The 26,440-nt window shown below is 63.3% G+C and carries 20 protein-coding genes and 2 pseudogenes; 1 reads left to right on the top strand and 21 read right to left on the bottom strand.

The window, feature by feature from the left end:
- Positions 1-375: 375 nt before the first annotated feature.
- The 3 genes and pseudogenes from BJA_RS17620 to BJA_RS17610 form a co-directional block, all read right to left on the bottom strand.
- A pseudogene (locus BJA_RS17620) lies at positions 376-2,723 on the bottom strand (TonB-dependent receptor).
- A 719-nt stretch (positions 2,724-3,442) separates the two neighbouring features.
- On the bottom strand, positions 3,443-3,811 hold the full coding sequence (locus BJA_RS17615) for a hypothetical protein (protein WP_011086335.1): 369 nt from the start codon (positions 3,809-3,811) through the stop codon (positions 3,443-3,445).
- A 334-nt stretch (positions 3,812-4,145) separates the two neighbouring features.
- On the bottom strand, positions 4,146-5,372 hold the full coding sequence (locus tag BJA_RS17610) for an aminotransferase class III-fold pyridoxal phosphate-dependent enzyme (protein WP_011086334.1): 1,227 nt from the start codon (positions 5,370-5,372) through the stop codon (positions 4,146-4,148).
- 234 nt (positions 5,373-5,606) lie between these two features.
- On the opposite strand from BJA_RS17610, the gene BJA_RS17605 reads away from it, so the two are divergent.
- Positions 5,607-6,329 (top strand): GntR family transcriptional regulator, encoded by a 723-nt coding sequence (locus tag BJA_RS17605; RefSeq protein WP_011086333.1) that lies wholly within the window; start codon positions 5,607-5,609, stop codon positions 6,327-6,329.
- Positions 6,330-6,446: 117 nt separating this feature from the next.
- Here BJA_RS17605 and BJA_RS17600 read toward each other — a convergent pair whose 3' ends face one another.
- The 18 genes and pseudogenes from BJA_RS17600 to BJA_RS17520 form a co-directional block, all read right to left on the bottom strand.
- Positions 6,447-8,144 (bottom strand): N,N-dimethylformamidase beta subunit family domain-containing protein, encoded by a 1,698-nt coding sequence (locus tag BJA_RS17600; RefSeq protein WP_011086332.1) that lies wholly within the window; start codon positions 8,142-8,144, stop codon positions 6,447-6,449.
- 35 nt (positions 8,145-8,179) lie between these two features.
- Positions 8,180-10,441 carry a N,N-dimethylformamidase beta subunit family domain-containing protein gene (locus BJA_RS17595; RefSeq protein ID WP_011086331.1) on the bottom strand — a complete coding sequence of 754 codons (2,262 nt, stop codon included), beginning with the start codon at positions 10,439-10,441 and terminating at the stop codon, positions 8,180-8,182.
- Positions 10,431-10,781 carry a hypothetical protein gene (locus tag BJA_RS17590; protein ID WP_011086330.1) on the bottom strand — a complete coding sequence of 117 codons (351 nt, stop codon included), beginning with the start codon at positions 10,779-10,781 and terminating at the stop codon, positions 10,431-10,433. Before BJA_RS17590 ends, BJA_RS17595 begins: the two co-directional genes overlap by 11 nt.
- Before the next feature lie 50 nt (positions 10,782-10,831).
- Positions 10,832-11,899, bottom strand: coding sequence for an extracellular solute-binding protein (locus BJA_RS17585; protein WP_028171909.1), 1,068 nt, complete (start codon positions 11,897-11,899; stop codon positions 10,832-10,834).
- A gap of 22 nt (positions 11,900-11,921) precedes the next feature.
- Positions 11,922-12,728 carry an ABC transporter permease gene (locus BJA_RS17580; protein ID WP_011086328.1) on the bottom strand — a complete coding sequence of 269 codons (807 nt, stop codon included), beginning with the start codon at positions 12,726-12,728 and terminating at the stop codon, positions 11,922-11,924.
- On the bottom strand, positions 12,725-13,603 hold the full coding sequence (locus BJA_RS17575) for an ABC transporter permease (RefSeq protein ID WP_038965937.1): 879 nt from the start codon (positions 13,601-13,603) through the stop codon (positions 12,725-12,727). The genes BJA_RS17580 and BJA_RS17575 overlap by 4 nt, the downstream gene beginning before the upstream one ends.
- On the bottom strand, positions 13,603-14,733 hold the full coding sequence (locus tag BJA_RS17570) for an ABC transporter ATP-binding protein (protein WP_011086326.1): 1,131 nt from the start codon (positions 14,731-14,733) through the stop codon (positions 13,603-13,605). The genes BJA_RS17575 and BJA_RS17570 overlap by 1 nt, the downstream gene beginning before the upstream one ends.
- A 101-nt stretch (positions 14,734-14,834) precedes the next feature.
- A complete protein-coding gene (locus BJA_RS17565; RefSeq protein ID WP_011086325.1) occupies positions 14,835-15,623 on the bottom strand; it encodes a shikimate dehydrogenase family protein in 789 nt (262 codons plus the stop codon).
- 14 nt (positions 15,624-15,637) lie between these two features.
- Positions 15,638-16,285: a class II aldolase/adducin family protein gene (locus BJA_RS17560; protein ID WP_011086324.1), complete on the bottom strand. Its 648-nt coding sequence runs from the start codon at positions 16,283-16,285 to the stop codon at positions 15,638-15,640.
- Positions 16,282-17,565, bottom strand: coding sequence for a 3-oxo-tetronate kinase (gene otnK / locus BJA_RS17555; protein WP_038965938.1), 1,284 nt, complete (start codon positions 17,563-17,565; stop codon positions 16,282-16,284). Before otnK ends, BJA_RS17560 begins: the two co-directional genes overlap by 4 nt.
- Positions 17,566-17,717: 152 nt before the next feature.
- Entirely contained in the window at positions 17,718-18,002 is a 285-nt protein-coding gene (locus tag BJA_RS44020) for a GMC family oxidoreductase N-terminal domain-containing protein (RefSeq protein ID WP_028171913.1), read from the bottom strand.
- Positions 17,941-18,117, bottom strand: coding sequence for a hypothetical protein (locus BJA_RS44015; RefSeq protein WP_370163106.1), 177 nt, complete (start codon positions 18,115-18,117; stop codon positions 17,941-17,943). Before BJA_RS44015 ends, BJA_RS44020 begins: the two co-directional genes overlap by 62 nt.
- Before the next feature lie 116 nt (positions 18,118-18,233).
- A pseudogene (locus BJA_RS43840) lies at positions 18,234-19,564 on the bottom strand (MFS transporter).
- Between the two features lie 77 nt (positions 19,565-19,641).
- Positions 19,642-20,448: an enoyl-CoA hydratase/isomerase family protein gene (locus BJA_RS17540; RefSeq protein WP_011086319.1), complete on the bottom strand. Its 807-nt coding sequence runs from the start codon at positions 20,446-20,448 to the stop codon at positions 19,642-19,644.
- Positions 20,449-20,477: 29 nt separating this feature from the next.
- Positions 20,478-22,022 (bottom strand): AMP-binding protein, encoded by a 1,545-nt coding sequence (locus BJA_RS17535; RefSeq protein ID WP_038965939.1) that lies wholly within the window; start codon positions 22,020-22,022, stop codon positions 20,478-20,480.
- Positions 22,015-22,533, bottom strand: a complete 519-nt coding sequence (locus tag BJA_RS17530; protein WP_011086317.1) for a (2Fe-2S)-binding protein — start codon at positions 22,531-22,533, stop codon at positions 22,015-22,017. The genes BJA_RS17535 and BJA_RS17530 overlap by 8 nt, the downstream gene beginning before the upstream one ends.
- A complete protein-coding gene (locus BJA_RS17525) occupies positions 22,530-23,345 on the bottom strand; it encodes an FAD binding domain-containing protein (protein WP_011086316.1) in 816 nt (271 codons plus the stop codon). The genes BJA_RS17530 and BJA_RS17525 overlap by 4 nt, the downstream gene beginning before the upstream one ends.
- Positions 23,342-26,335, bottom strand: a complete 2,994-nt coding sequence (locus BJA_RS17520) for a xanthine dehydrogenase family protein molybdopterin-binding subunit (protein ID WP_063921440.1) — start codon at positions 26,333-26,335, stop codon at positions 23,342-23,344. Before BJA_RS17520 ends, BJA_RS17525 begins: the two co-directional genes overlap by 4 nt.
- Between the last annotated feature and the right edge of the window lie 105 nt (positions 26,336-26,440).

The following is a 26,440-nucleotide window of genomic DNA, read 5'->3' as shown; positions in this document are numbered from 1 at the left end:
CGGTCCTTCACAGTCGGAAGTTCATCGCGGATGTCGGCAACGCTCCGCGGACCAGTGACCGGACGGTGATCTTGGTCCGCCGCCCGGATCGCCGACCTCATCGCCCGCAGGCGTTCCCGTGCCCGACTGGTAGGTCCAAGAGAACCACTGGCACCAGCGGCAGTCGCAGACGGTGCGCGACTGTTAGCCGGTGAAGACTGTCCATCACGTACAGGGCGTCCTTCGAATTTGCGCGTGGAGCTCCGCTACCCTGTCGGGATCTACCTCTTCGGTCGGGACAGAGCACGTTGGCGGAAGAAGGCACACTTGCACATCGACCAGCCTGCTTTTTGTCAGCAGGATCCGAAGCGTCTCACCGCTCTGTGAGAGCAGCGATTACATGTCGACGGTCATCGACAGCAGATACGTGCGCGGTGCTCCCAGGAAGAACGTTCCGAATGAGGCCACGCTGGACCAATAAGTCGTACCGGTCACGTTCTGGATGTTCGCGCGGAACACCGTCTTCCTGCCGTTGATCGCCGTCGTGTAGCGGGCGCCGAGATCGAGCCGCGTCCAATCCGGGATCGGCTGCTTGTTGTCCGCATCGACGAACTGCCGGCCTGTATAGATGACGGCGCCATTCAAGCCCACGGGAGATCCCACTCGGCTCCGACATTGGCCTGCACGTTCGGAACGCCGATCGGCGTATTGCCCACACGTGACGTGATGGCGGACTTCGTCAGGGTACCATCCAGCAGCGAAACGCCCCCGAGGACGCGAACATCGGGCCTGAGCTCGCCGAAGACGTTGAATTCGAGCCCGCGCACCTGCGTTTCGGCAGTCGCCCCGAAGCGCCCGGCCAACGTTTCGCCGCTCGCCTTCGATATTTCGAAGGCGCTGAAGGTGGTTGCGACCCGCCCGAAATCCACCTTGACGCCGGCCTCGTACTGTTTGGCGATGTAGGGCGGGAGTATCTCGCCGCCATTGGAAACACCCGTCTGCTGCGGCGCTATATCGCCCTTGCTTAGACCTTCGATGTAGTTTGCATACAGGGAGACGTTGTCTCGGGGCCGGACGACGAGGCCGACCACGGGAGTGGTCGCGCTCTTGTCGTAGGAGTTCGCCAGCGTTCCGACATTGGAAACATAGTTGTTCGCCTCGACGCCCTGGCGCCGGACACCCAACGTCAACAGGACGCGCTCGTCGAGAACGGACAAGGTGTCGGCAATCGATAGCCCTGTGAGCTGACTGTCCGAAAGCCGAGGGCGTCCTGCGATCTCGTTTGCGAACTGAGTTGGCGCGACTGTCGGACTATAGATGTTCGACGTAACCAGCGTGCCATTGGTAAGCCGCCGGTACAGTTCGTCGTGATAGACCGAGGCCTGGAAGGTGACGGCATGACGAACGAACCCGGTATCGAAGCGGGCCCGGACGCCGCCATCATATGTATGTCGATCGATGCTGAGCCCGAAGAATTGGGGCGTCGAGGTCGTGTCGCCCCTGGTGTTGGTGATCGTCGGAAGACCGAAGAATCGCTCGACATTGGTCCGCGAGCCGCCCACGTCGGCGAACAGCGTAACCTGATCGGTTACATCGTATTCGTTGCGCCACAAGACCGATTGGTCGTTGATGCGCGACCATTCCCAGGGCTGCGTCACGTTCAGCCGGCCGTCCGGCGCCTTTGGCACCGGCACGCCGGCAGCCATAAGGAACGGACGTGACGGAGCATCGAACCGATCGGTCTGGGCGATGAGGTAGAGCCAGGACCTGTACCGTTCGCCCTGATAGTCGAGGGCCAGCGACCCGACCCCGGTCGTTTCGGACTGGCGATCGATGGGCGTGTCGCCGTCGCGCAGGCTACCGCTGGCGCGTACGCCCCATTCCTTGCTGTCGCCGTAACGCCTCGCAACATCCCAGTGACCGCCAAACCGTGCAGCCGAGCCGTAATCCACGGTGAAGCGCGTCAAATCCTCTCCCGCGCGTTTAGGCACGACATTGATAACGCCGCCGACGCCGCCATTGGGCGCGATGCCCGAGAGCGCGGCTGAGGGACCCTTGAGCACTTCGATGCGCTCGACGTAATCCGTAAAGATGCGGTATGTCGGCGCGATCCCGTACAGGCCCTCGAAGGCAAATTCACCGTTATTGCCTTCGTTGACCGGGAAGCCACGGATGTAAAACGAATCGAGCACACCGCCCGTTGGATGGGAACTTCGTACGGAAGGATCGAGGATCAAGGCGTCCGCCCCCGTCGCTGCCTGCTGATCGCGAATGAATTTGTCCGTGTAACTCGTCACGTTGAACGGTGACTTCATCGTGCCGGTGTTTCCGAGCAGTCCTAGTCGCGCGCCTTGAGCGACCTGGCCGCCTGCGAAGGCGGGCACGACACCCGACCGCGACGGCTGCGACTGCGCAGCGACAGCTTCGGCTTGCAGGGCACCAGGCGCCGTGACGCGCCGTGAAGTTGATCGAACCCGAGACGCATCTCGTTTGCTCGGCGTGCGATGGATCGTCTGTTGCGTTGGAGCATCGACAGTAACGGGTGGAAGCGAGTTGGCGCCTTGCGAGGTTTGGGATTGAGCGGGCGATTCGAACCACGCCAGCAACATCACTCCACCTAGCAGTGTCGCACCAAAGCGAGCTGCCGTCCCAACCTCAACTGCACGTCGCATTTCCAGAAAGTCCCTCAACAGCAACACGTCGCCCAACGTGAACTGGCTCCACGCTCGACCTGCAACGATCATGGATCCAAGATCGGCTCGCCGCGTCTGCGCGCGGCCGACGCTTATCGCTTGTGATTCAGCTCCTCCGCAGACTCGTATTCAGATCAGTTGCCTGCGTTTATATCGGCAACGTCCGATTGCTCACTATCTACATCGCTTCTCTAGTGAGACGCTATCGTCACCGCAACGCAAATGCGTGCGGTGCGACTTAGAATGCCTCGATCATTGACGACTCGAGCCAGTTGGCCTGCGTTTGGAAAACTTCCAAAGGCGCTTTGACGATCCCCAGCTCATTAATGCGCCTCCGATCCCACGATTTCTTTGCGCAGCATGCGCACCGATCTGGATCTCCCTGACCCGACGGACTGTTATTCGCGCGACCGAAAAGCCTGCCACCTCGGCACTTGCCTCGGAAACGAGGAATGTGATCGATGCTGGATTCGACTCCAATAGATCAAGGAAAGAAACAACCGTTGCTGCTATCGGATCACGATTGGGGCGCGATGGCGCAAAATCGAAGAAGGCATTTGAGCAATGACCTCTATAAGACCAATGTGTGTCGGAGCGTTGCGCTTTCAAGGGCTTCACGACTGTGCAAGGAGGTAGGCGAGAAGCGTGCGAATACGTCATCATGATCGCTCACGACGCGAAGAGTTTTGTTGACGCCGTCCGTGATCATCCGGACGGCGTCAGGCGCGACGCCGAACCAGCCGGCGATGAGTACGGCAAAGGGTGACACGCTAGACGTTCCATCCTATGAATTTTTCGGTTGCATAGAGAGTTGATAGAATCGGAGAGTATGGAGTTCTTATGTCCGCCAGGTTGCCTACTGTCTCCGTACGAATGGCATCTGCCCTGAGGACACCAATGTCGATCAGCTTTGAGGTCGACAATGTCTGGGTCACGTCGTGAGCACTCTGCCGAAGTGATCGGTCAGAGGCGTCCTCCAGAGTCTCCTTGTCGTAGGCGCCGAAGATATCGCGCTCACCGAGCAGTAACCGGATCGCCTCCTGGAGTGCAGATTTTTCGCGTCGCTCGTCGGCCGCCGCGGTCAGCAACGCCGCCGCAAGCGCTTCGTCGACTAGGGAAATACCGGCCAGAACCCACACGAAAGCAGTAGCGGCGCTCGCTTGATGACTGCCAGCCGCGCGGAGCTACCGAGGTATCCGGTATCGAGCTCGCCAATGAACACATCCGTGCGGGACGAGAAGCTACAGAAGCCGGATCAGCATTAACGGTGCCGTCAATAAGCTTCCAAGTCTGGCCCTGACGCCATTTGGGCGCAGGTCCGATGATTCTGCACCGACCAATCTGGCTTGAAGCAGATTGATTCCGGAGCCAACGGGAGCTGATCGAACACCCGATCCGAATAGGCGAGGATGGCCTTAAAGGCCCGCATCGGCACGGCTGACTAAACCTGGAAACGGCAAGCAGAGCAAGGAATCACAGCCCTGCTACCACAGCAAAGCCATGTTCGGCGGCTTGGAGCGCCTCGGCGATGTCCGCCTCGGTGTGCGCGGCGCAGAGGAACATGTTGTGCTTGGGATGGAAGTAAACGCCTCGCGCCAACATCGCGCTGCAGAAGGCCGAACCCTTCCGGTAAGCCGGATCCTGGTCGAACAGGAGAGTCGGCATCTGCGCAGGCCCCGATTGGCGAATTGACACGCCGAACTGGCGCGAACGTGTCTCAAGGCCCTCACGCAGCATTTGCCCGAGCTGTGCAAGACGGCTCGGCACATTGTCCCTGCGCACGATCTTCAACGTCGCCACGGCGGCAGCCATCGCGACAGCGCCGGCCCAGAATGACCCGGTGACAAAGACCTGGGACGCGGCACCGCGGAGCCAATTGGCTCCGGTGACAGCCGCCAGGGCATAGCCGTTGGCGATCGCCTTGCTCCAGGCGGACAGGTCGGGGCGGACACCAAGCCCTTCCCAGCTCCCGGCAGCGTTCAGGCGCAAGCCTGCGCGGACTTCATCAATGATCAGCGCAGCCCCTCTGTCGTCGCAGATGCGGCGTGCCGCATGCGCGAACTCCACGGTGGGAAGTTCCTGGTCGAGCCCGAGATCGTGGCGGTATGCCGAGACCAGGATGCCGGCGAGATCGTCGCCGGCCGCCTTTGCCGCCACCTCGAGACTCTCGACATCATTGAAAGTGAAATATGCGAGATGGGCGCGATCCTCTGCAGTCACACCGAGCAACGACGGGGAGCACCAAGGCACAGCACCATGATAGGCGCCCTTGGCGACCAAAATCTTTCGCCGGCCCGTTGCTGCCCTCGCGATGGTGACGCAGGTCGTAGTCGCGTCGGTGCCGTTCTTCTGGAATTGCGTCCAGTCGGCGTGACCCACCATATCCACGACGAGCTCGGCCAGCTCGACCATGACTTCCGCCGGGCCGTTCAGACAATCCCCCTCACGGCGCTGACGCTCGGCAGCCTCCTCCACTTCGGGATGATGGTGGCCGAGCAGATTGGGTCCCCAACTGCACATGAAATCCACGTACCGGTTACCATCCACATCCCAGAGCACCCCGCCCTCGCCGCGCCGGAAGAATTGCGGATAGCCGTCCGGCAGCTTGGCCGCGTGGAGGTGCCCCCACATCCCGCCCGGCACGACCTTCTCCGCGCGTGCGCGCAGCGTGGTGTCCCTTGTTCGGTTCAATCCCGGCATGACGGCCCTCTCCAACTCCAAGACGATATATCATATATTATCAGGTGAATTGCAAGTGGCTGTCTCCCTATGCCGATGTGCAGCAACCCGACCACAAGGAGTGACCTCCTTTCGGCAGAATCGGCGCCAGCGGCTAATGATTTCGGCAAATCTGCCTTCCTATATTATATATAAAGTGGATTCGAGCAGGTGGTGGGGTTGGCACAAACGGCCAAACCCTTGCGAGGGACCGAAATGAACGACGTGGAACAGAAGCCTGGCGAGAGCGGAGTTGGTCCCGTCGCCCGCGATAGCCTGACAAGCCTTGTCTACAACAACCTGCGACAGGCGCTGATGGAGGGCCGGTTCTGGCCGGGCCACCGCTTCAAGATCCGCGAGCTCGCTGCGACGATGAACGTGTCGGAGACACCCATTCGCGAGGCATTGATGCAACTCGTGCGCGGGCGCGCCCTCGAGATGCAGGCTGGCCGTTCGATCATGGTCGCTCACATGACAGCCAAGCAGTATATCGAGCTCAGGACCGTGAGGCTGTTTCTCGAAGGCCTCGCCGGGGAGCACGCCACGACGCGCATTTCCGAAGCAGGCATCGACAAGATGGAAGCAATCCATCACGAGTTGATCAGCGCCGAAAAAGAGCGTCGGTGGTCGGACGCGGTTCGCGCCAACTGGCAATTCCATCGCGGCCTGTACGATGGATCTGGACTTCCCGAGGTGCTTGCCATTCTCGACGATATCTGGATGCGCAACGGTCCCTTGCTGAATTTTCACTATCCGCACGCGCCACCAATTTATCCGAACGAGCATCAGCACTTGTCCGTGCTCAACTATTTGCGACAACGCCGTCCCGATAAGGTGCGGGAAGCGATCCAGGCCGACATGATGGAGGGCGGCCAAAACCTCGTGCGGCTCCTGGAAAAGCATGGCGGCACCCGCAACATGACGCCTGGGGAGGATTGACCTCAGCGGCGCATCTTTCGCGCCTCCGTCACAGCGTCGATGATCGCGCGATGGGTTCAAACTCCGCGATGTCCGTTGTGCATGGCGCGGGCTGTCGTTCACGCGTGGCTTGCCCGATCACGCCCTCTTCTCTCGCGGCACAGCAGGCGTCGACGACGTGAACCGGTCGAGAATGTTTCGGGTGATCCGCTGCGTGAACGGGTCGCCGCGCTTTAGCCCCATCACCCATTCGCAGGTCGCGGCGGTCAGAACCTCGCCCTTGCCACGGGTCATGTGCACCATCATGCCAGATCCGTATTTGTAGCGGGCAAGTCCCTCCGGCGTGATTTCGCCGGTAAGACATTCCACCAGGCCCTCGTGATCGCTGCTGCGCACGTAGTAGCGAAAGCCCTCGCCTTGCGGCTCGTCCTCGGCGAGGACGGCAGGTGCCATGGCCAATATCTCGATGGTTTCGGGCTGCCCGTCGGCGGGAACGGGAAACGGAAGGCCGTTGCGGAAAGTGTAGTCGAGTCCGTCGACCTCGTAGGCAAAGATGTGCTGCTTGTCGCCGAAGATGTCGGCATAGTGCAGCCCGGTGCCGGCGAAGGCCCAATGTTCGGGGCGATAGACCGTAAAGCCCTTTTGGCCGTTCGGTGCAAAACCTCCCCAGGACGCATAGAGGCCGTGTGCGCCGTTCACACCCACTGTCGAGGCGCCGGGCCAACGCACGTTACGGTCTTCCCAGGCCGACGTCATGAGATGCGTCCTGCCCGTGCCGGCGATGGGATCCTTGTGGATCGCCTTGAACTTGTGGCAGACCTGCCGCTTGCCATCCTCTTCAAGTCGTATCTGCCACAGGAAGTTGGCACCGAAACGCGCGAGCCGTCCGCCGCTTTCCACATAGCGCTCGATCGCCTCACGCATCTCCCATGTCCAGTACTCGTCATGGCCGATGATCGTCACGCAAGGATAGCCGTCGAGCAATTCAGGCAGGTAGTGGAGATCGGTCTGGGTGATCATGTCGAGGGCATAGCCTTCCTTCTCCGCCCACAACACGAAATGACGATCGTACTGGGCCCAGCCAGCCGCCGCGTAATACTGGCCAAAGCCATTGGCAAAGGCCCACTCCTTCATCGGATAGCGCGGGGCATCGCCCATCTCGGGCGCAGGATCGGCGCAGATGCGGGGCGCACCTGCGGGGAGCCAGACCATGCCGCGGGTCCATGGTCGCTCGAGCGACAACACCGGCGACGGCTCGTCCCGGCCCGGACCTTCGACGCCGAAGTAGTGATTGGCACCACCGAAATCGTTGTAGGCAGTCCAGGTACCCGTCGGCAGGATCATCAGGATCTTCGCACGCCGTGTCCTTTCCAATGGGCGCACGACGAAAAAGTGATGCTGGACGAATCGGCCGCCATTCGCCCGCTCGCAGGACGAGATCACGCGATAGAACCCGGAGCGCAGATCGGACGGCAATCTCCACCGGTGCGTGACCGGCCAGTTACATCCATTGCGGTAGGCGTCAGGTGGCGTGGGCGCGAACACACCGTCCAGTGCATCGACCTCATGCACCATTTCCGGCTCAAGGCCATCGCGATAGACCTGCAACCGCCAGGTTTTCGCCGTCGCGCTGGAATGGAAGGCAACCTCCCCTCCCGGATCGTAAGACATCGCGTCGGTATAGGTGTACACCTCCGGCACTTCGGGGTCTTCGCGCGGCGCTTCGTACCAGGGCTGGCTACCCCAATGCTCGTCCGCATGCATCGGGCGCACCTTTCGCGGCGCGACGTTGATGGCTCCCAATTCCGGAGATTGGAAATGGCGCTTGTCAGTCATGGGAGATCTCTTCTGATCGAAGCCGTGTCCGTGCCCTAAGCCTGGGCGGGGATGACGAACGGCGCCGGATCAAGGAACCGTGTCACGACATTCAGGGTGATAGCGCTGATGTTGTTGTCGTAGTTGTTGTGGCCCAGCGACACGCCATAGGTGATCGAGCCAGTGGCAAATACCGCACCGCCATTGGCGGTTTCGAAGAACACCATGTCGGCGCGGACCAAGGCGTTCTGGGTGCCGTCAAGCCCGTCAACCACGGTACGAAACTCTTCCGGCGTCGGGAGCGCGCCTGCCCCCAGACCTTCGGAGGTCGCAATCCGTAACGCGTGCCGCGGCGTTCCCAGATCGAGATCGTAGCGGTCGATCTCGCTACCGACCGCACCATTGTAGCGAAAGCCGAAGTCACCGAGCTTCTCGTCGCGGTCCACGCCCTCGAAGATGAAGGCGGCGCGCGCGTCCTCGCTCTCGGCCGTGCGCAAATAGTAGCCGCAAGTGTCGTTGATCATCGCCGAAAAGCCGACGCCCACGAGCTTCTGCGGTGCAAAGCCGGAGTGCCGCCACAACGAGCCCGGCTCGCCGGTGCCGGCAAGATGAACCTCGCCCGGCTCCGACTCCCAGGTCCGCGTTCCGGCCATGCCGCGGCGGACCTCCAGCGCCGCGGGCGCGGCCGGATGAAAGCCGCAGCGCCAGTAGAACGCATTGCCTCCCATCGAGATGTGCCGCCCCCCGGCGTTTTGGTGCGCCATGATCGCGTTCATCATGCTGAAACTGTAGTATTCGGGATGGGTCGGCGTCATCACGACCCGATAAGGCGCGAGCGCCCGTGCCCCTTCGCGATCGAGCTCGACATCCGTGATCAGATCGTAGGAAATCCCTTTCTCCTCGAGCCAATCGAGGATGTGGGTGTCGTTGATCAGATTGAACCAGTAGCCCCGCGGGCGCATGTTGAGGATGGGCCGCAGCCAGGAGCTGTAGGCGCGCCCCGATCCGTCGACATGGCAATCATAGGTCGATTGCCCGATCTCCGGGTTCTCCTGCATAAAGACGTCGTCCTGCGGCAGCCACAGGACGTGCTCCATCAGAGTCTCGAAGTGAACCTGATAGAGCCGCAATGCACTGTTGGCATAAGCCAGATAAGTCGCCACCGAAGCGACGATGACGAAATCGGCTCGCCTGGACTTCCTGCCGGGGGTCACGAAGAAAGTGACATAGCTTTCGCAGTTCGCCTCAGGGTCATTCCCGCCAGGCGTCAACCGCAGCGCATAGACGCCCGATCGCCAATCGGCCGGCACATCGAGCGCGCACGTGGTCTGCCACCCGCAATCGTAGATGTCATCGCTGTGGAAATGGATCGCCGCATATTCGCGCGGCGAGAGCCGCCAGTCATGGACGCTCCCCGACCAATGAAAGCCGGTGACGCCCCTGCGGGGCAGCTGGCGCAGGCTGCCGTGCAGACCGTTGGGCGACAGGTCCTTGACAGACAGCGTCGAGATCCCGTCCGCAAAATCCCAGAAAGCGACAAGGCCGGCCTCGGTCGCACCTGTCCGCGGCTGGCAATCGAACACGCGCAGCGCCTCCGCCTCCAGCGGACGCGAGAAGATCCGCGGCGCCTCGATCTTGCCGTCGAAATGAGACGCGTATTGCTGCTCCCCGTTCAGATGATGGGCCGCAATCAGGAACGGCAATCCCGAGTCGAGCGCAAGCGCCAGCGGCAGAGCGAATGATTTCGCGTGGGCGACCGTCGGCTGAACGCCATTCGCCGGAACGATCAACGACAGCGTTGCCGATCGCCGTACGAGATCGATCGCGACCGATACGAACGCCCAGACGCGCTGTCGCAGTTTCACGTCGAGGGTAAAACGGGCCGACGCTCCGGTTGACTGGCCGAGGACCAGAACCGGGCATCCTTCCTCATCAAGCTCGAGAGCGTAGCCGCGCCCCGAGGCCTCGCACCAATTGCCCATCACGGCCTTGGCATTGTCGGCGATGCGCGTCGGACAGACGTAGGCGCCGAAGCACCAGTGTCCCCCGGTCGGAGCGAGAGCGCCATCGTGCTCGACGATCGCGTTGGATCCCGGCCGGATTGGCTGATCGAGACAGGCGTGCTCGCCGTCGACGTTGCTCGTCATCACCTCGTATTTGAAGCCCGGACCGTTGACATCGACATCGCCGCAGCGCAACCGCAGCACCTCGACCTTCACGTTCGGCCGCTTGCTGCTCAACTGGAAGCGGACCGTCTCGCCTGCTGGAACGCTGATGCGGTCCGGATAGCCGAGATACTCGTTCGTCCTATAAATCACCCGAAACCTCCGCAGGCAGCGTCGCGCCAGTCGTTTCCTGCCAACGCAGCTTGAAAACATGCCACTCCGCTTCAGCGAGAGAGGTGAAGACGCGATCATCGACGAAAGGCATGGGATCGCCCCGCCGCTTGGGGATACACGACAGCCGCCAGGCCCTGCCCGGCTCGAGCACGATCAGGACAAGTCGCCCTTCCGGCCTGCCCCATCGCATCCGCGCCAGCAGCTTGCGGAGCTCCGGACTGTGCACACCGAGCGGGCTCGCGCGGAATTCCTCTACGAGATCGAGCCTGCTCGGATCGATGACGTAGCGCATCGCACTGGGGTCACTGGTGTGATCCATGGTCCGTCCTCATCTTGCGAACGCGAAGCCGCGGGAGACGCTGTCGCGGCTCAGCGCGTCAGCCAGGCCATCCACCGCTCGCGCAATTCGTTGCGGTGCTCGCCGATCCAGGCGAAATCGGGTTTGACCAGCTTTTCGTAGTTTTCCGGCGAGGTCGCATAGAGATTGCGCTCTTCCGGCTTCAGCAACTCGATGGCCGACTTGCTGGCAGTTGCATAGTTGACGGCCCGCATGAACGGTACGTGGGCGTCGGGGCTCGCATAGAAGAAGTCGAGATAGGCCATGGCCGCGTTGAGGTCCGGCGCGCCCTTGAGAACAGCCATATAGCCGGTGTCGCGAATGGCCTGATCCCAGGACATGGCGACCGGAGCGCCCTCTTTCACGACGGCGAGCGCGCGTCCCGAATAGCTCATGGCCAAGACCACCTCGCGGCTGCGCATGATCTGCTGCACCTGATCGCCTGTTTTCCACCAGACGGAGACATTGGGACGAATCTCGTCAAGCTTCTTGTAGGCGCGATTGAGATCGAGCGGAAAGAGCTGGTCCGCCTTGACGCCGTCGGCGAGGAGCGCGGCCACGGGCACCCACCAGTCGCTGTCGCCGGTATCAGGCAGGCCACGAGGTCCGGGGAATTGCTTCACGTCCCAGAAATCGGCCCAGGTCTTCGGTGCCTTCTCCTTGAACGCCTCGGTATTGTAGGTGATCAGCATGCCTCCGGTCGTGCGAGCGACACCGTAGGGCTGGCAGGCATCGGAGACGCCGAACTTCTGGACGCTCGGCAGCTTGGCGCAGTCGATCTTCTCGAGCATGTCGGTGCGCCCGACCAGATCTGGACCGGTTGCCGTGACGATGTCGAACTCCATCTTGCCGGTTCGTTGCATTGCCTTGGCGCGCGCCCACTGGTCGGGAACTTCGACCGCGACCGGGACGACCTCGACATTCCTGGCCTTGTTGAAGGGCTCGTAGAAGTATTTCGCCAGCGTGTTGCCCATCAGACCACCGGTCGTGGCAATCACCAGCTGATCTTCGAGCTTCTGAGCGGCAGCCGGCAACGTTACAGAAAGAGCGGAAGCCAGCGCAAGCAGTGCTGAGGTCCGCTTCCAGGTCTTCTTCGACATCGACGTTCTCCTCTTTGAGCTCTCATCCGGCGCTTGACTGAGTCTTGCTGCGGGACCGGAGTGCATGGCCTCCCAGCAAGATCGCGATGGACAGGACGATCAGCAGCGTCGCGATCGCAGGAATTATGGGTGTCAGATTCTGCTCGATGTCCTCGAACATACGACGCGGCAGCGTCTTCTGGCGTATGCCGGACAGGAAGAACGACACGACGGGTTCGTCGAAGGAGATGATGAAGGCAAACAGCGCGCCGCTCGCAAGACTCGGCAGGACCAGCGGCAGCGTCACGAAGCGAAAGGCCTGAAAGCGCGTCGCACCGCAGCTCATCGCCGCCGCTTCGAGATTGGCGTCGACGCTGCCCAGGGCCGCCGCCATCGTGAACACGACGAACGGCAGGGTCAGAACCGTATGTGCAAGCACAAAGCCGGGAACGGTTCCCGAGAGACCGATCGTCTGGAAAAACAGGTAGAGACCGACGGCGAGCGCGATATGCGGCACGATGATCGGCCCTATCAGGAGGATCTGGAACAGGGTCACGAGCCGGCTGCGACCACGGACCATGGCATAGGTGGCTGCGGTTCCGATCAGCGAAGCACAGGCTGCCGTCAGAAGCGCCACTTGCACGCTGAGCCAGGTGGCCGCACGCCACTGCCTGCTGTCGAAATACTCGGCGTACCATTTCAAGGTGAAACCGGTCGGCGGGAATGCCAGGTAGTCGTTCTGGCTGAACGACATTGGAATGACGATGACGAGCGGCACAATGATGAATGCCAGCACAGCATAAACATAGGCGCCCAGCACGAGGGAACCTCGGTCGGTCGGCGGTTTCACGAGGCGCTCCCCATCAGCCGGTCGAAACGCAACGTCTTGCTGAACACGATCGCGAGCAAGGTCACGAAGAACGTCAGCACCCCCACCAATGCGGCGGCGAAGGGCCAGTCAAGGACCTCGCGGATCTGCTTTGACACGAGGGTCGAGATCATCATCTCCTGCGGTGAGCCGAGAAGCGCTGGCGTGATGAAGAAACCAAGCGCCGTGAGAAACACCAGCAGCGATCCGGAAACGACGCCCGGCAGGCTCAATGGAAGAATGACTTCGAGAAAGGTCCGCAGGCGCGTCGCGCCAAGCACGGCGGCCGCCCGCGTATAGTCGTTCGGAATGCTGCGCAAGGCGCCGTAGATCGGTAGGATCATGAACGGCAGCAACACGTGAGTCATGGCGATGACCACCGCGCTCTGGGTGTAGAGCAGCTTGAACGGCTGCGAGGTCAGGCCGAGGGCCATCAACGCCGAGTTGATCAGCCCATTGCGCTGGAACAGGAAAGACCAGGCGGCGGTGCGCACCAGTACGCTCGACCAGAGCGGCAGGATCACGCAGACCGCGACAAGGGCGGCGGGCGCCCCCTTCGTCCGGCTCATATAGTAGGCCACCGGGAAGCCGAGAACCGCGGACAGGGCTGTCACGAGCGCAGCAGTCCAGAGCGTGCGCATCAGGACGCGCGCGTGAACCGGGTTGTCGACGACGCGGGCGTAGTTGTCCAAGGTCGGATGCGGCTCCAAGAAGCTGATCAGGAGGAGCTGCGCAATCGGATAAATGAAGACGAAGGCGATGACGGCGAAGAACGGTAGCAGCAGCAGCAGCGTCGACAGGCCGCTCAGCCTGCGGCCATCGGAGTACCAGAACTGCGATCGCACCTCCTTCGTCATCACCGCTTCCCTCGGTAGAGCAGGATCGCCGCCGCAGGCACGGTGAAGGACGCAACGTCTCCGGGAGCCAGGGAGCTGAGCTGCGATTCGCCCGGAATGCGCGCACGCATCTCGGTACCATCCGGCAGGCGGCCGATCAGGAGCATGGCTGACCCCGCATAGACGATGTCGCTCAGCGTGACGTTGACGATTTGCCCTGCCGCACTCGCGCCGAGCCGTAGCCGCTCGGGCCTCACGGCCATCACCGCGGCTTCGCCGGCCTTCACTGCATCGACCGCTGCGGTCGCCGGCAGTTGCCACGTCTCACCCCATGGCAGCCCCACCGAGACAACGTCGCCGACGCTTTCGACCGTGACGTCAACGAAATTCATCTCGCCGATGAAGCCGGCGGTGAAGAGATTTGCGGGCCTCTCGTAGAGTTCGCGTGCCGGCCCGATCTGCTTGATCTTACCATCCTTCAGGACGGCGATCCGGTCGGCCATGGTCAGGGCCTCACTCTGATCGTGAGTGACGAAGATGACGGTAATGCCGAGCTCGGCATGCAGGCGCTTGATCTCGAGCTGCATGTCCTCACGCAGATTCTTGTCGAGTGCGCTGAGTGGCTCGTCCATCAACAGGACGCGCGGCTGATAGACGACGGCTCGCGCGAGCGCCACGCGTTGCTGCTGGCCGCCGGAGAGCTCGTTGGGACGACGGTTGCCGTAACCGCCCAGACGCACCGTTTCGAGCGCAGCTTCGGCGCGCGCATGACGCTCGGCCTTCGGCAGTCCACGCATCTTCAGAGGAAAGGCGACGTTGTCCAAGATCGTCATGTGCGGGAACAGCGTGTAGTTCTGAAATACCATTCCCAGGTTGCGCCTGTTCGAGGGCACATAGGTGAGGTCTTCGGAATCCACCTGGATGGTGCCGCTTGTCGGAAACTCGAACCCCGCAACGCTCATCAGGATGGTGGTCTTGCCGGAGCCGGAAGGTCCAAGCAAAGCGATGAATTCGCCGGCGGCAATATCGAGATCCACGCCGTCGACGGCAAAAACCGGGCCGAAGCGTTTTTCCAGACGGCTGATGCGGATGGATGCGCCCGCTGTTGCCGGTGTGGTCGATGCAGCCTTCACGAAGATCTCGTTTCCCATCTGACCGCCTGGTACGACGCGGGAGGCAAATGCCCCTTACACTGATGCCGGGGACCTCGATCCACGGCGGCCGCTCTCGATATAATATTTGATATATCAGGCTATCGCGCAATAAAGCGCGCGACAAGGGCCATTTGCGCGTCGAGCATCGGCTTGCCGCCGATGGTTCTCGCGCCCTGAGCTGCGGCCTGTTCCAGAAGCCGGGTCACCTCGGGGGTGACGATGATGTCGCTGACGGCGGTCGCGGGACCCACTCCCTCGATATCGAGCGGCAGAGGGTCATCCGTCTTCATGCCGAGCGACGTCGTATTGACGATGAGGTCGAACGCGCGTGCCTCAGCGCGCCCGGCATTGACCTTCGTCTCCGGATAGCGCCGTGACACCGCCTCGGCGAGCGCATGCGCCTTCGCTCCATCCCGATTCATGATGGTCAGCTCGCGTGCGCCGGCCTCGGCCAGGCCGAATGCGGTTGCGCGCCCCGCACCGCCTGCTCCGACCTGGAGCACTTTCCGGCCACGAACCGCAATCTGATGCTGCGCAAGGCTGGCGACAAAACCCCGCGCGTCCAGATTGTCGCCGATGAGGCGTCCGTCAGCCGTTCGCTTGACGAAATTGACGGCGCCGATGAGCGCCGCCGTTGGCGTCGTCTCATCCAGATGTTCGATCACGCCTGTCTTGTGCGGGATCGTGACACCAAAGCCGACGACATTGCGCATCAGCCTGACGCTCGCGAGAACTGCCCCCAGATCGGCCGGCAGCACATGAAGCGGCGATACCGCCACGTCGTCGTCGATGGACTGAAAATAGGTGTTCAAGACAGCGCTTGCGCGAACATGGTCGACCGGGTGCGCCAGCACGAACATGATCTTGGTCTTGCCGGTGATCTCCATGGGCCCTCCTTCGATCAGGCTGGTAAAGCAACTCGGCCGTAGCTCGCATAGCGTTCGAGCACCCGCGCCATTTCATCATCGGGAAGGATCGTCGGCGCGCCGGCCTGACAGGCGAGCAGATACTGCCTGGCAAGAGTCTCAAGCTTTACGGTGAGATCGAAAGCCGCCTGCAGGCTTGCGCCCGCGGCGATCATCCCGTGGTTGGCCAGCAGGCAGGCCTTGCGCTTCCGAAGCGCGGCGACCGCGCCTTCGGCGAGCGCTCGTGTTCCAAATGTCGCGTAGGGAACGCACGGCACGTCGTTCCCGCCAAAACCCGCGACCATGTAGTGGAACGCCGGAATTGGCTTCGCAAGACATGCCAGCGCGACACAGCAGTCGGCATGTGTATGTACGACCGCATTCACGTGCGGATAGGCCTTGAGGATGGCGAGGTGCATATGCCATTCGCTGGACGGCAGGCCGCCGCCGAGCACGGTTCCGTCGTGCTTCAGCCGCACCAGGCGATCGGGCGTCGTGTTGCCGCTGTTGCCACCACTCGGCGTGATGAGAATGTCCTCCCCGAGGCGGCAGCTTACATTGCCGCTGCTGCCGTGATTGAACCCCTTCTTTTCAAGCGTCTCGACGATGTTTAGCAGCGATTGCCTGGTTTCGAGCTCGTTCAATTGGCATCCTCCGGATTCAGCATCGATTTCAGCGTCGTCATGAACAGGTCGACCGGCCCGAGCTTGCCGGACTTGAGGCAAAGGGCGATCGGATCCGCGTCGTCGGTCGTGGCCGTGCCGATGCCCGGGCCGCCATAGGGGCCAACCCGCAGGCTTCGAATGCCAAGGTGATCAACGATCGAACCCGAGGTCTCGCCGCCGGCGACGACGAAGCGGCGGACTCCGGCACCACGAAGAGAAACAGCGAGACGGCCGAGGATGGTCTCGGCAAGTTGCGCAGCACCTTCGCGCCCATATCGCTCCTGGACCATTTTGACGACTTCGGGAGACTCCGAGGTTGAGATGGCGATAGGCCCGTCCTTCAGCCGCGGTCGCACCCAGTCGAGCGCCACCCCGACTGCTGACCCGACATCGTCGGCCGCCAGGAGATTCATCCGAAGCACTGGGCGGTGTCGTTCGAATTCGGCGAGTTGCTCGAGCGTGCGTTCCGCGCAACTGCCGGCAAGAACCACCCCGCTGCCATCCACTGCGGGCAAGCGCGCCCGGTTGCTCGTTGGGGCGACGAGCCCCTGCGCCTTCCAGATCGCAGGGTAGTGCTGAACGATAGTTGCGTTGCCCGTCATCAACTTCCAGTCGGAAGTCAGCTCGGCGAGCACATCGAGATCGCGATCATAGATCGCATCCGTAATGAAGTAGCGAACACCCTGCCCGGTCGCGGACGCGATAGCCTGCTCCAAATGTGCAGGGCCGGCACTGACCGAAGGATGGGCAAGAAGGCCGACCCTGGTTGGCGTCTGCCTCTGCAACACGCGAACGAGATCGGGATCCGTCATCGGCGTCAGCGGATCGTTGCGCTTCGGCGAGTCCGAGATCAGCTCGGTCCCGAGAAAGAGATGGCCGTTGTAGACGGTGCGACGAAGCGAGGGAGAGGCGGGGCAAAACGCAGTGTGGTCCGCGCCCGTGAGCTGCATCAGCATGTCCGCCACGGGACCGATATTGCCGCGGTCGGTGGAATCGAATGTCGCACAATACTTGAAGAAGATCTGACGCGCGCCACGCGCGAGCAAAGCCCGCGCCGCCTTCCCGCTCCTGGCAACAGCTTCGTCAGCCGGGATGACGCGCGTTTTTTGCGCAACCACGATGGCGGGGATGTCGCCGATCGTCGCAACAAGTTCGGGGTCGGTGACAAACGCGCAGTCGATACCGGCAGCGATGAGCATGGCGGCGGTCTCCATACCGCCGGTTAGATCGTCCGCCACCACCCCAAAAACTGGTTTCATGATGCCCTTACACGATTTCACGCCACCGCCTCAGCGTTGATACATGATATATCAAATATTACAATAGAGCTTGGCGCCGCGATATTGGTCCGAGCGGACGCTCGGCGTTCCTTCGTCCGGCATTCGACCGGCGGGAAGATACCGTCTTCGAATTAGCCGTTCTGGTCCTCTCGGAACGGCAGGCCCGTCGCCGACAACGCCTCGCCGACGGCGCGGCCAAACGGCGGCATCGCCTCGTGCGCGATGCGGCGGACCGGGATCGGGCCGCTTCGGCCGTGCAACGGGCCGTCGAAATCCAGATCGGTCTCGAGCTTGAGAAAGTACGGCAGCACGTCCGCCCAGCCCCAGCCTCGCGCTCCGAGATCGCGCCATTCGTCATAGTCGCGCGGCAAGCCACGATTGGCCGACTGCGCATTGATACTGGAGCCGCCGCCCATCACCGGCCCTGCTCATAGACACGGGCGACCGGCTTGCTCCCGGCGGCATGTCCATTCCGGCTTCGATCAGGAGAACGCGGCGGTGCCCATCGGCGGAAAGCCGGTTAGCGAGCACGCGGCCCGCCGCCCCGCCGCCGACGATCAGGTCGTCTGATGCAGTCCATCCATACCCGTCTCGTTGCGCAATTCGATGGATCGGCGCGGCCGCGGGTGCAGCCGCGCCGATTTGGCCTAGCGGAAATTGCCCTTGGTCTCCGGGATCACGATCGCGCCGATCAGATAAATCACGAACACGCCGACCGCGAAATAGGCCAACGAGATCGGAATCTCTGCGGGGCTGCCGCTCACCAGCGAGACGAAGGTCGGCATCATGCCGCCCAGCGCAAAGCCAATGTTCCAGGACAAGCCCGTGCCGCTCGCGCGCAGCGCAGTCGGAAAGCGCTCGTTCAGGAAGATCAGCACCGGCGCATAGCCGGCATTGCCGATGAAGGCGATTGCCAGCGCGTAGACCGTGATCTGCGTCGTGTCCTTTGTCGCAGCGAGATTGAGATAGCACAGTGGCAGCAGCACTGCCGCCAGTGCGCCGATCAGAAGGAACGTCTTCTTGCGGCCGATGCGGTCGCTCAGCGCGCCGACCAGCACCGCAGAGAAGAACGCCGACACGCTCGCGCCCATCAGGATCAGCGACGAAGTCTGGTTCGGGACCGCGTTGATGACCTTCAGGAAGCTCGGCAGGTAGCCCGAGGTCAGGTAATAGCCGGCTCCACCGCCGAAGGTGATGAGAAATTGACCAGCAGCACGCCGCGATACTGGCCGGAGAACACGTCCTTCACCGGCGCCTTCGAGACCTTCGCCTGCTTGTTGCCCTGCTGGCGCTTCAGCTCCTTGAAGTACGGGGATTCCTCGAGGTTCCGGAAGATGAACCAGCCCAGCAGCGAGCTCAGCAGGCCCGAGAAGAACATGAAACGCCAGCCCCAGACCGCGAAGGCATCGCCGGGGAAGACCGAGGACGTGATCAGGAAGATGAAGGATGCGAGCAGCGCACCGATGCCCGCGCCGCCGCCGCCGACCAGGCCCGACATCGCGCCGCGCCATTGCGGCGGCACGGACTCGGTGCCGATGGTATGGGTGGACGCCACGACGCCGCCGACGAAGATGCCCTGGACCAGCCTCAGGATCAGGAACATGATCGGCGCGATCACGCCGACCTGCGCGATGGTCGGCAGCAGGCCGAACGCCGCCGTGCTGAGGCCGACGCCCACAATGGCGATCAGCATCGCCTGCTTGCGGCCGTGCACGTCGGCATAATGGCCGAACACCGCCGAGCCGAGCGGCCGCATCAAAAGCGTGACCGCGAACGAGCCATAGACCGCGGCCAGCGAGAGCGCGGCATTGCTCGACGGAAAGAACAGCGCGCCGACGACCGGCGCCACGTAGAGCAGAATGAACAAATCGAACAGATCGAGCGCCCATCCGAGCACCGATGCGATGATCGCATTGACCATCTGCTTGTTGTCAGCCGATGCCTGTGCACCGGCGACCGGCATATCCATCTCAGCCATGTTGTTTTACCTCCCCCGTTTGAACGGCGCCGCGGTCCGCGCCATTGCGAACCGCGGCATTGCGCTTGCGTCGCGTCTCAGCGGCCGACGAATCTCGGCGGGCGCTTGGCGTTGAAGGCCTCGACGCCCTCCTTGAAGTCTTCCGACTGGCGCAGGCGGCTGTAGCAATGGCCTTCGAGCTCGATGGCGATGGCGAGCGTCGAGTCCTCGGTGTCGTTGAGGAGCTTCTTGGCGGTGCGCTGCGCCAGCGGCGAGAAGGTACGAAGCTCGTCGACGAGCGTGTCGGTCGCCTTCTCCAGCTCGGCATCCGGCACGCATTCGGTGGCGATGCCCCATTCATAGGCCTGCTTGGCCGAGATGCGTTTGGAGCGCATCACGATGTCCTTGGTGCGGGTGATGCCGACCATCTTCTGCAGGCGGGCCGAGCCGCCCGAGCCCGGGATCTGGCCGAGCTTCTGCTCCGGGAGCGCATATTGCGTGGTCTCGGATGCGATGCGGAAGTCGCAGGCCAGCGACAACTCGAAGCCTACGCCGAAGCAGTAGCCGCGATTGGCGACGATAACAGGCTTGGCGCAACGCGCCGGCGCGGCGATGTTCCAGGCGAGCTTGGAGACGTGCTCGGGGCTCGCTTCCATGAAGCCTCCGATATTGCCGCCGCTTGAGAAATGCTCGCCCTCTCCGCGCAGCACGATGATGCGCACGCGCGGATCCTCGTCCAGAGTCTCGAAGGTCAGCCGAAGCTGGTCGCGCTGCGGCATCGCCACGACGTTGTAGGGCGGACGTCCCAGGATGATGTCCGCGCGCTCGTGCGCTTCGTCGATCTCGACCTTGAACCCGTCGAGCTTGGCAAGCCGGGGATCGGCAAAAGTATAGGATGACGGCATCTTCGCTTCCTTCTGTTGATGCGTGATGATCAAGCGGCGTCCGATGGCGGGCGGCGCTCGGTCTCGTATTCTCCGGCGACGAGCAGGCGCCGCAGCAGCTTGCCGACCGGCGACTTCGGGATCGCGTCGACGAAGACGTAGCGGCGCGGCCGCTTGAAGTTGGCGAGCCCCGAGGTGCGGCAGAACTGCTCCAGCTCGCTCTCGGAAACGTTGCGATTGCGCTTGACGAAGGCGGCGACGATTTTGCCCCATTTTTCGTCGGCGACACCGACCACGGCGACCTCATCGACATCAGGATGCAGCGACAGGCAGCTCTCGATCTCGACCGGCGAGACGTTCTCGCCGCCGGTGATGATCATGTCGTCGACGCGGCCGGTGACGAACAGGTCGCCGTCGGGATCGACGTAGCCGGTGTCGCCGGTAAAGTACCAGCCCTCGCGCAGCGACTTGGCGTCGGCTTCGGGACGCCGCCAGTAACCTTCGAAAGCCTCGTCACCGGCGAGCGTCGCTATGATCTCGCCCTCCTCGCCAACCGCAGCAAGCTCGGCGACCGACCGCGCGCCGATGCGAACAACCTTGACGTGCTGGTTCAGCCCCGCCTTGCCGGCCGAGCCCGGCTTTGCCGCGGCGTTCTGATCGATGGTAAAGGTGTAGATCTCCGAGCTGCCGTAATGATTGACGAACAGGTTTGGCTTGAACGCCTCGTTCAGCTTCTTCAGCAGGCCATCGGTCATCGAGGCGCCGGCGAAACCGAGCTTGCGCACGCTGGAGACGTTGGTCCCGGCAAACGTCTCGTGATGGACGAGGTCGTGATAGAGCGTCGGCACCAGATAGAGGTTGGTGATCTCCTCCTTCTCGATCAGCGCCAGCGCCTGGCGGCTGTCATAGCGCGGCAGGCAGATGAACGTGCCGCCGATCAGCGACATCGCCAGCAGCGAGCGGACGCCCATGGTGTGGTAGAGCGGCATGACGCCGAGCGTGCGCTCCCCGCGGCCGTAGAGATTCTGCGCGACATGGGCGATCGCTGCGGCTCGCTCGGCGCGGTGCCGGCGCGGCACGCCCTTTGGCCGAGACGTCGTGCCCGAGGTGTAGAGCATGATCGACCAGGCATCGGCACCGACACGCGGCTCCGCGTCGGGCGCGCGGTCCTTGATCAGGTCAGAAAAGCTGGTGGCCTCACCGGTCCCGGGATCGACGGACACGCGCAGCAGCCTGCCTGCCAGCGCCGAACCCTGCACGGGCTCGGCAGAGATGTCCTGATGGAAGACCGCGCAGGCCTCGGCGTTCTCGATGCAATAATCGAGCTCGTCGGCCTTGGCGCGCCAGTTGATCGGCGTGATCACGAGGCCCGCGATCTGGCAGGCCCAGTGCAGCGTCGCCGCCTCCCAGCGGTTCTGCAGCAGCGTGACGACGTGATCGCCGGGCTTGAGGCCGAGGCGGTCGAACGACGCCACCAGCGCGGAAATCTTGTCGTACCATTGCCGATAGGTCAGACGAAGGTCGCCGTCGACCAAGGCAATCGCATTGGGATCGCGCGCGGCGCTGGCCATGAAGCTGCTGGCGAGATCAAGCATCGGACGTCTCATTTTTGGATGAAGCGAGTTCGGCGGCGGCTTCGAGCGCCGCCTGGATGATTGGGGTGTAGCCGGTGCAGCGGCAGATATGCCCGCTGAGAAGATCCCGGATCTCCGCCTCGGTCGGCGCCGGGTTATTCGCGAGATAATGGTCCAGCGACATCAAGATGCCGGCGGTGCAGAAGCCGCACTGGAGCGCGTGGTTGCGGCGGAAGGCCTGCTGCAGCACGCCAAGCCGATCGGCCGACGGCGCGAGCCCTTCGACCGTCTTCAGTTCGCAGCCATCGACTTGCGCCGCGAGCGTCAGGCACGACCGCGTCAGCATGCCGTCGACGACGATTGTGCAGGCGCCGCAGACACCGTGCTCGCAGCCGACATGGGTGCCGGTCGCCCCCAGCTGGTGACGCAGAAAATCCGAGAGCAGCATCCGCGGCTCGGCCTCGCCCTCGACGGGATTGCCGTTGAGCGCGAAACGGACGGCATGGCGGCGGTCCGCCTTGAGACGGGTCATTGCAGCACCTCGCCGATCAGGTCGCGGCCTATCATGCGCACGAGGTCGCGGCGGTAGCGCGCGGTCGCGTGGACGTCGTCGTGGGCGCCAAGCTCGTAAGCGAAGGCGTTGAGGGCGTCGTCGAGCGCGGTCCCATCGAGCCGCGGCCAATCGCGCGCGGTCGGCACATCCGCGACGCCCCCGACAGCGAGGCGCACACCCGTTGGCGTCTTCATGGCTGCGCAGGCGACGATCGCGAAATCACCGTGCCGGCGCGCGACCTCGCGGAAAGCGACGCGCGATCCCTTGATGACAGGCAGCGATATGCTTTCGATCAGCTCATCATCAGCGCGCGCGGTCAGCATCATGCCGGAGAAGAAGTCCTTTGCCGCCACGCGGCGGCGTCGTTTAGCGTTGCGCAAGAACACCTCACCGCCAAGCGCGACCAGCGTCAGCGGAATCTCGGCGCTGGGATCGGCATGCGCGAGCGAACCGCAGATGGTGCCACGGCTGCGGGTCTGCATGTGCCCGACCCAGGGCAGCGCCAGCGCCACCAGCGGCAGGGTCTCGGCAAGATCTGGCCAGGCCAGGAGATCGGCCTGGCGTACACCGGCGCCGATGACGACGGCGTCGCCCTTCCGCTCGATCTGGCGCAGCTCCCTGAGACGCATGATGTCGATCAACAGTTTTGGCTTGGCAAGGCGCATGTTGAGCATCGCCATCAGTGACTGCCCGCCCGCGAGCACGCGGGCATCGCCGCCCTGCTGTGCCAGTCCATCAAGGACATCACTGATGCTCTCGGCGCGGAGATAGTCGAATGCGGGCGGCTTCATCGGCGCCCCCCGAACAGGCCGGCCAGCAACGCGAACAGCGAGAAACCTCCGCCCTCCGCGCCACCACCGCCGGCCTTGCGGGCCAGCGCGGTGAAGAACTGGCCGATGATGACGCGCGTCGCGCCATCGAGCAGCCGCCCGCCGATGCTGGCGACCTTGCCGCCGATGGCAGCGTCATAGCTGTAGGTGAGCTTCGTTCCGCCGTTGCCGTCGGGCGCGAGCGTGATGCGTCCATCGGCGCTGCCAAAACCCAGCGCGCCGCTGGCACCGCCGCGCAAGGTCACTGCATGCGGCGGATCGAGATCGAACAATTCCACATCGGCACGATAGCGGCCGGTGACGGGGCCGATGCCGAGCGTCACGTCGGCGCGAAAATGCGTCTCGGTGACCTTGTCGACGCTCTGGCAACCGGGAATGACCGATTGCAGCGTCGCGGGATCGAGCAGCATGGCCCAGACCTGCTCCGGCGCGCTCTTGACCGAGGCCTGCCCCTCGCCGCGCAGCCGCCGGTCGCCTTCGCGCACGGGCGCTGCGGTCGCACCGCCTGCTGGCGGCGGCGGCTCGGCACCGCGCACCATCTCCGCAAGGCGCGCCGGCACCAGCGGCAAGGTGATGTCGGCAACGCCCAGCGCATCCGCGACCGCATTGGCAAGGCACACCGGCGTCGACATGCAATTGCCTTCGCCGACGCCCTTGGCGCCGAGCGGGGTGAACGGCGACGGCGTCTCCATGTGGATGATTTCGGGCTCCGGCACCTCGGTCGTGGTCGGCAGCAGATAGTCGGCGAGCGTTCCCGTCAGGAAGCTGCCGTCCTCGGTGTAGGCATATTCCTCAAAGAGTGCGGCGCCGAGCGCCTGAGTGAAGCCGCCGCGGATCTGGCCGTTGACCATGCCAGGATGCAAAATGGTGCCGCAATCGTGCATGGTGACGTAGCGGTCGATGCGCGTCTCCAGCGTCGTGCGGTCGATCTCGACGCCGCAGAAGTCGAAGATGAAACCGTGGCAAAGCGAGGAATTGATGCGGTCCTCATCGTCCGGCGGCGTCAGCTCCGGCGGCGTCCAGAACACAGTCTCGCGGATGGTCTGGCCTGCGTCGTCGCGTAGCGAACCCGGCGACCAGTGGCTGAGCGCGGCGACGCGCGAGAACGCGATCCGGTTCTCGGGATTGTGTTTTGATGCGACGAATCCCCGCGCGAACACGATGTCCGGCGCCTCGACGTTCAACTGGCTGGCGGCGATGCGCGCGAGCTTGCCGGCGACGCGCTCGGCCGCGATCTTCGCGGTGCCGGCCACCGCCGCCGCGAAGCGGCTCGCATAGTTGCCCGATGCGATCGACCAGGCATCCTTGGCGGTGTCGATCTCGGTGTTGACGCGGATATCCCTGGGCTGGAGGCCAAACACATCGGCAACGACCTGCGACACCACAGTACGATGGCCTTGCCCCTGCGGCACGGACGCCACATGCACCGTGACGCTGCCGACCGGATCGAGCCCGACGGTCGCGGTCGCCTGCGCGCCGTTCTTCGGTCCGGCCTTGCGGCGCTCGGCCGCCGTCAGCACGGTGGTGATGTAGCCCATGTTGGAAACGCTGGGCTCGACTACCGCGGTGAAGCCGATGCCGTAGAGACGCCCCTCTGCCCGCGCCTCGTCGCGCCGTGCTTTCAGTTCGGCAAGCCGGCCCTGCTCGACCGCGCGCGCGATCGCTTCGTGGTAGTTGCCGGAATCCAGGAGCGCGCCCATCGCTGTTCGATAGGGAAACGCGTTCGCCTCGATCAGATTGCGCTTGATGACGTCGAGCGGATCGAGCCCGAGGCCGATCGCGATGCGCTGCACCAGCCGTTCGAGCGCGAAATAGACCTGCGGACCACCAAAACCGCGGTTGAGGCCGGTCGGCGTCTTGTTGGTGACGACGACGCGGTTGCGGACCTTGACGTGGCTTATGTCGTAGGCGCCGGTCAGATTGCCGTGCATGCGATAAAGCGTCGCCGGCTCGGGCGCGCGCAGATGAGCGCCGCAATCCTCGACCTGGTCCCAGTCGAGCGCGAGGATCTTTCCATCGACGCCAACCGCCGCCGACAGCGTCGTCGCGCGATTGGTCGCCGACACCGAAGCGGTAAGATGCTCGAGCCGGTCCTCGATCCATTTGACCGGCCGCCCCGTGACGCGCGCCGCCGCGGCGATCAGCACGATATAGGGAAACACGCCCTGCTTGACGCCAAAACTGCCACCGGAATCCGGCGGCGTGCGCAGCCGTAAGCGATTGCCCGGCACTTTCAGCGCACGCGCGATCACCGTGTGGATGCTGAACGGGCCCTGGAAATTGGCGAGCACCTCGAACGCGTCCTCGCCCGCATCGTGCGAGGCGACGACGCCATAGGTCTCGATCGGCGTGCAGGAGTTGCGGGGATATCGGATGTCGATGGAGAAGCGATGCGGCGCATCCGCGAAGGCTTCTTCAGGATCGCCGTAGCGAAATGAGCGGTCGCTGGCGAGATTGCCGGGAAAGCCGTCATGCAGCACCGACGCCCCCGGTGCGATTGCACCAAGCGGATCGACGACGGCGCCGCGCGGGCGATATTCGACGTTGATCAGCTCGGCCGCATCCTCGGCTCGGGCGCGGTCGGTGGCCACGACCACAGCAACCGGCTCTCCGACATAGCGCACACGGTCCGTCGCGATCGGCCAGCATTCGACCGGCGCCTTCACGCCGACGACCAGGCTTGTCGTGACGGCCTTGACGTCGCTGCCGGTCAGAACCGCGGCAACGCCCGGCAGGCGTTTTGCAGCTTCAGCATCGATGGAGAGAATGTCGGCATGTGCGTGCGGCGAGCGCAGGATGGTCGCGTGCAGCGTGCCGGGCTGGACACCGAGATCGTCGATGAAGCGACCGCGGCCAGAGAGCAGCGCGGCGTCCTCGACGCGCTCGATCGAGCGCCCAACCCACGGCTCATCGCTACTTCCCGGATTTGCGGATTTGACCGCCTGCAACATGTCCCGGCATACCTCCCGACGCGTTCTCTGACGCGACGGTGACACTTGTCAGGACAGGGGCTGCGCGGGCCATACCGCCGGCTCTCACGACTTACCAAATCGTCT

Origin of the sequence: Bradyrhizobium diazoefficiens USDA 110, assembly GCF_000011365.1 — a bacterium.
Classification (GTDB): Bacteria; Pseudomonadota; Alphaproteobacteria; order Rhizobiales; family Xanthobacteraceae; genus Bradyrhizobium; species Bradyrhizobium diazoefficiens.
This window is presented reverse-complemented; position numbering and strand designations above follow the sequence as displayed.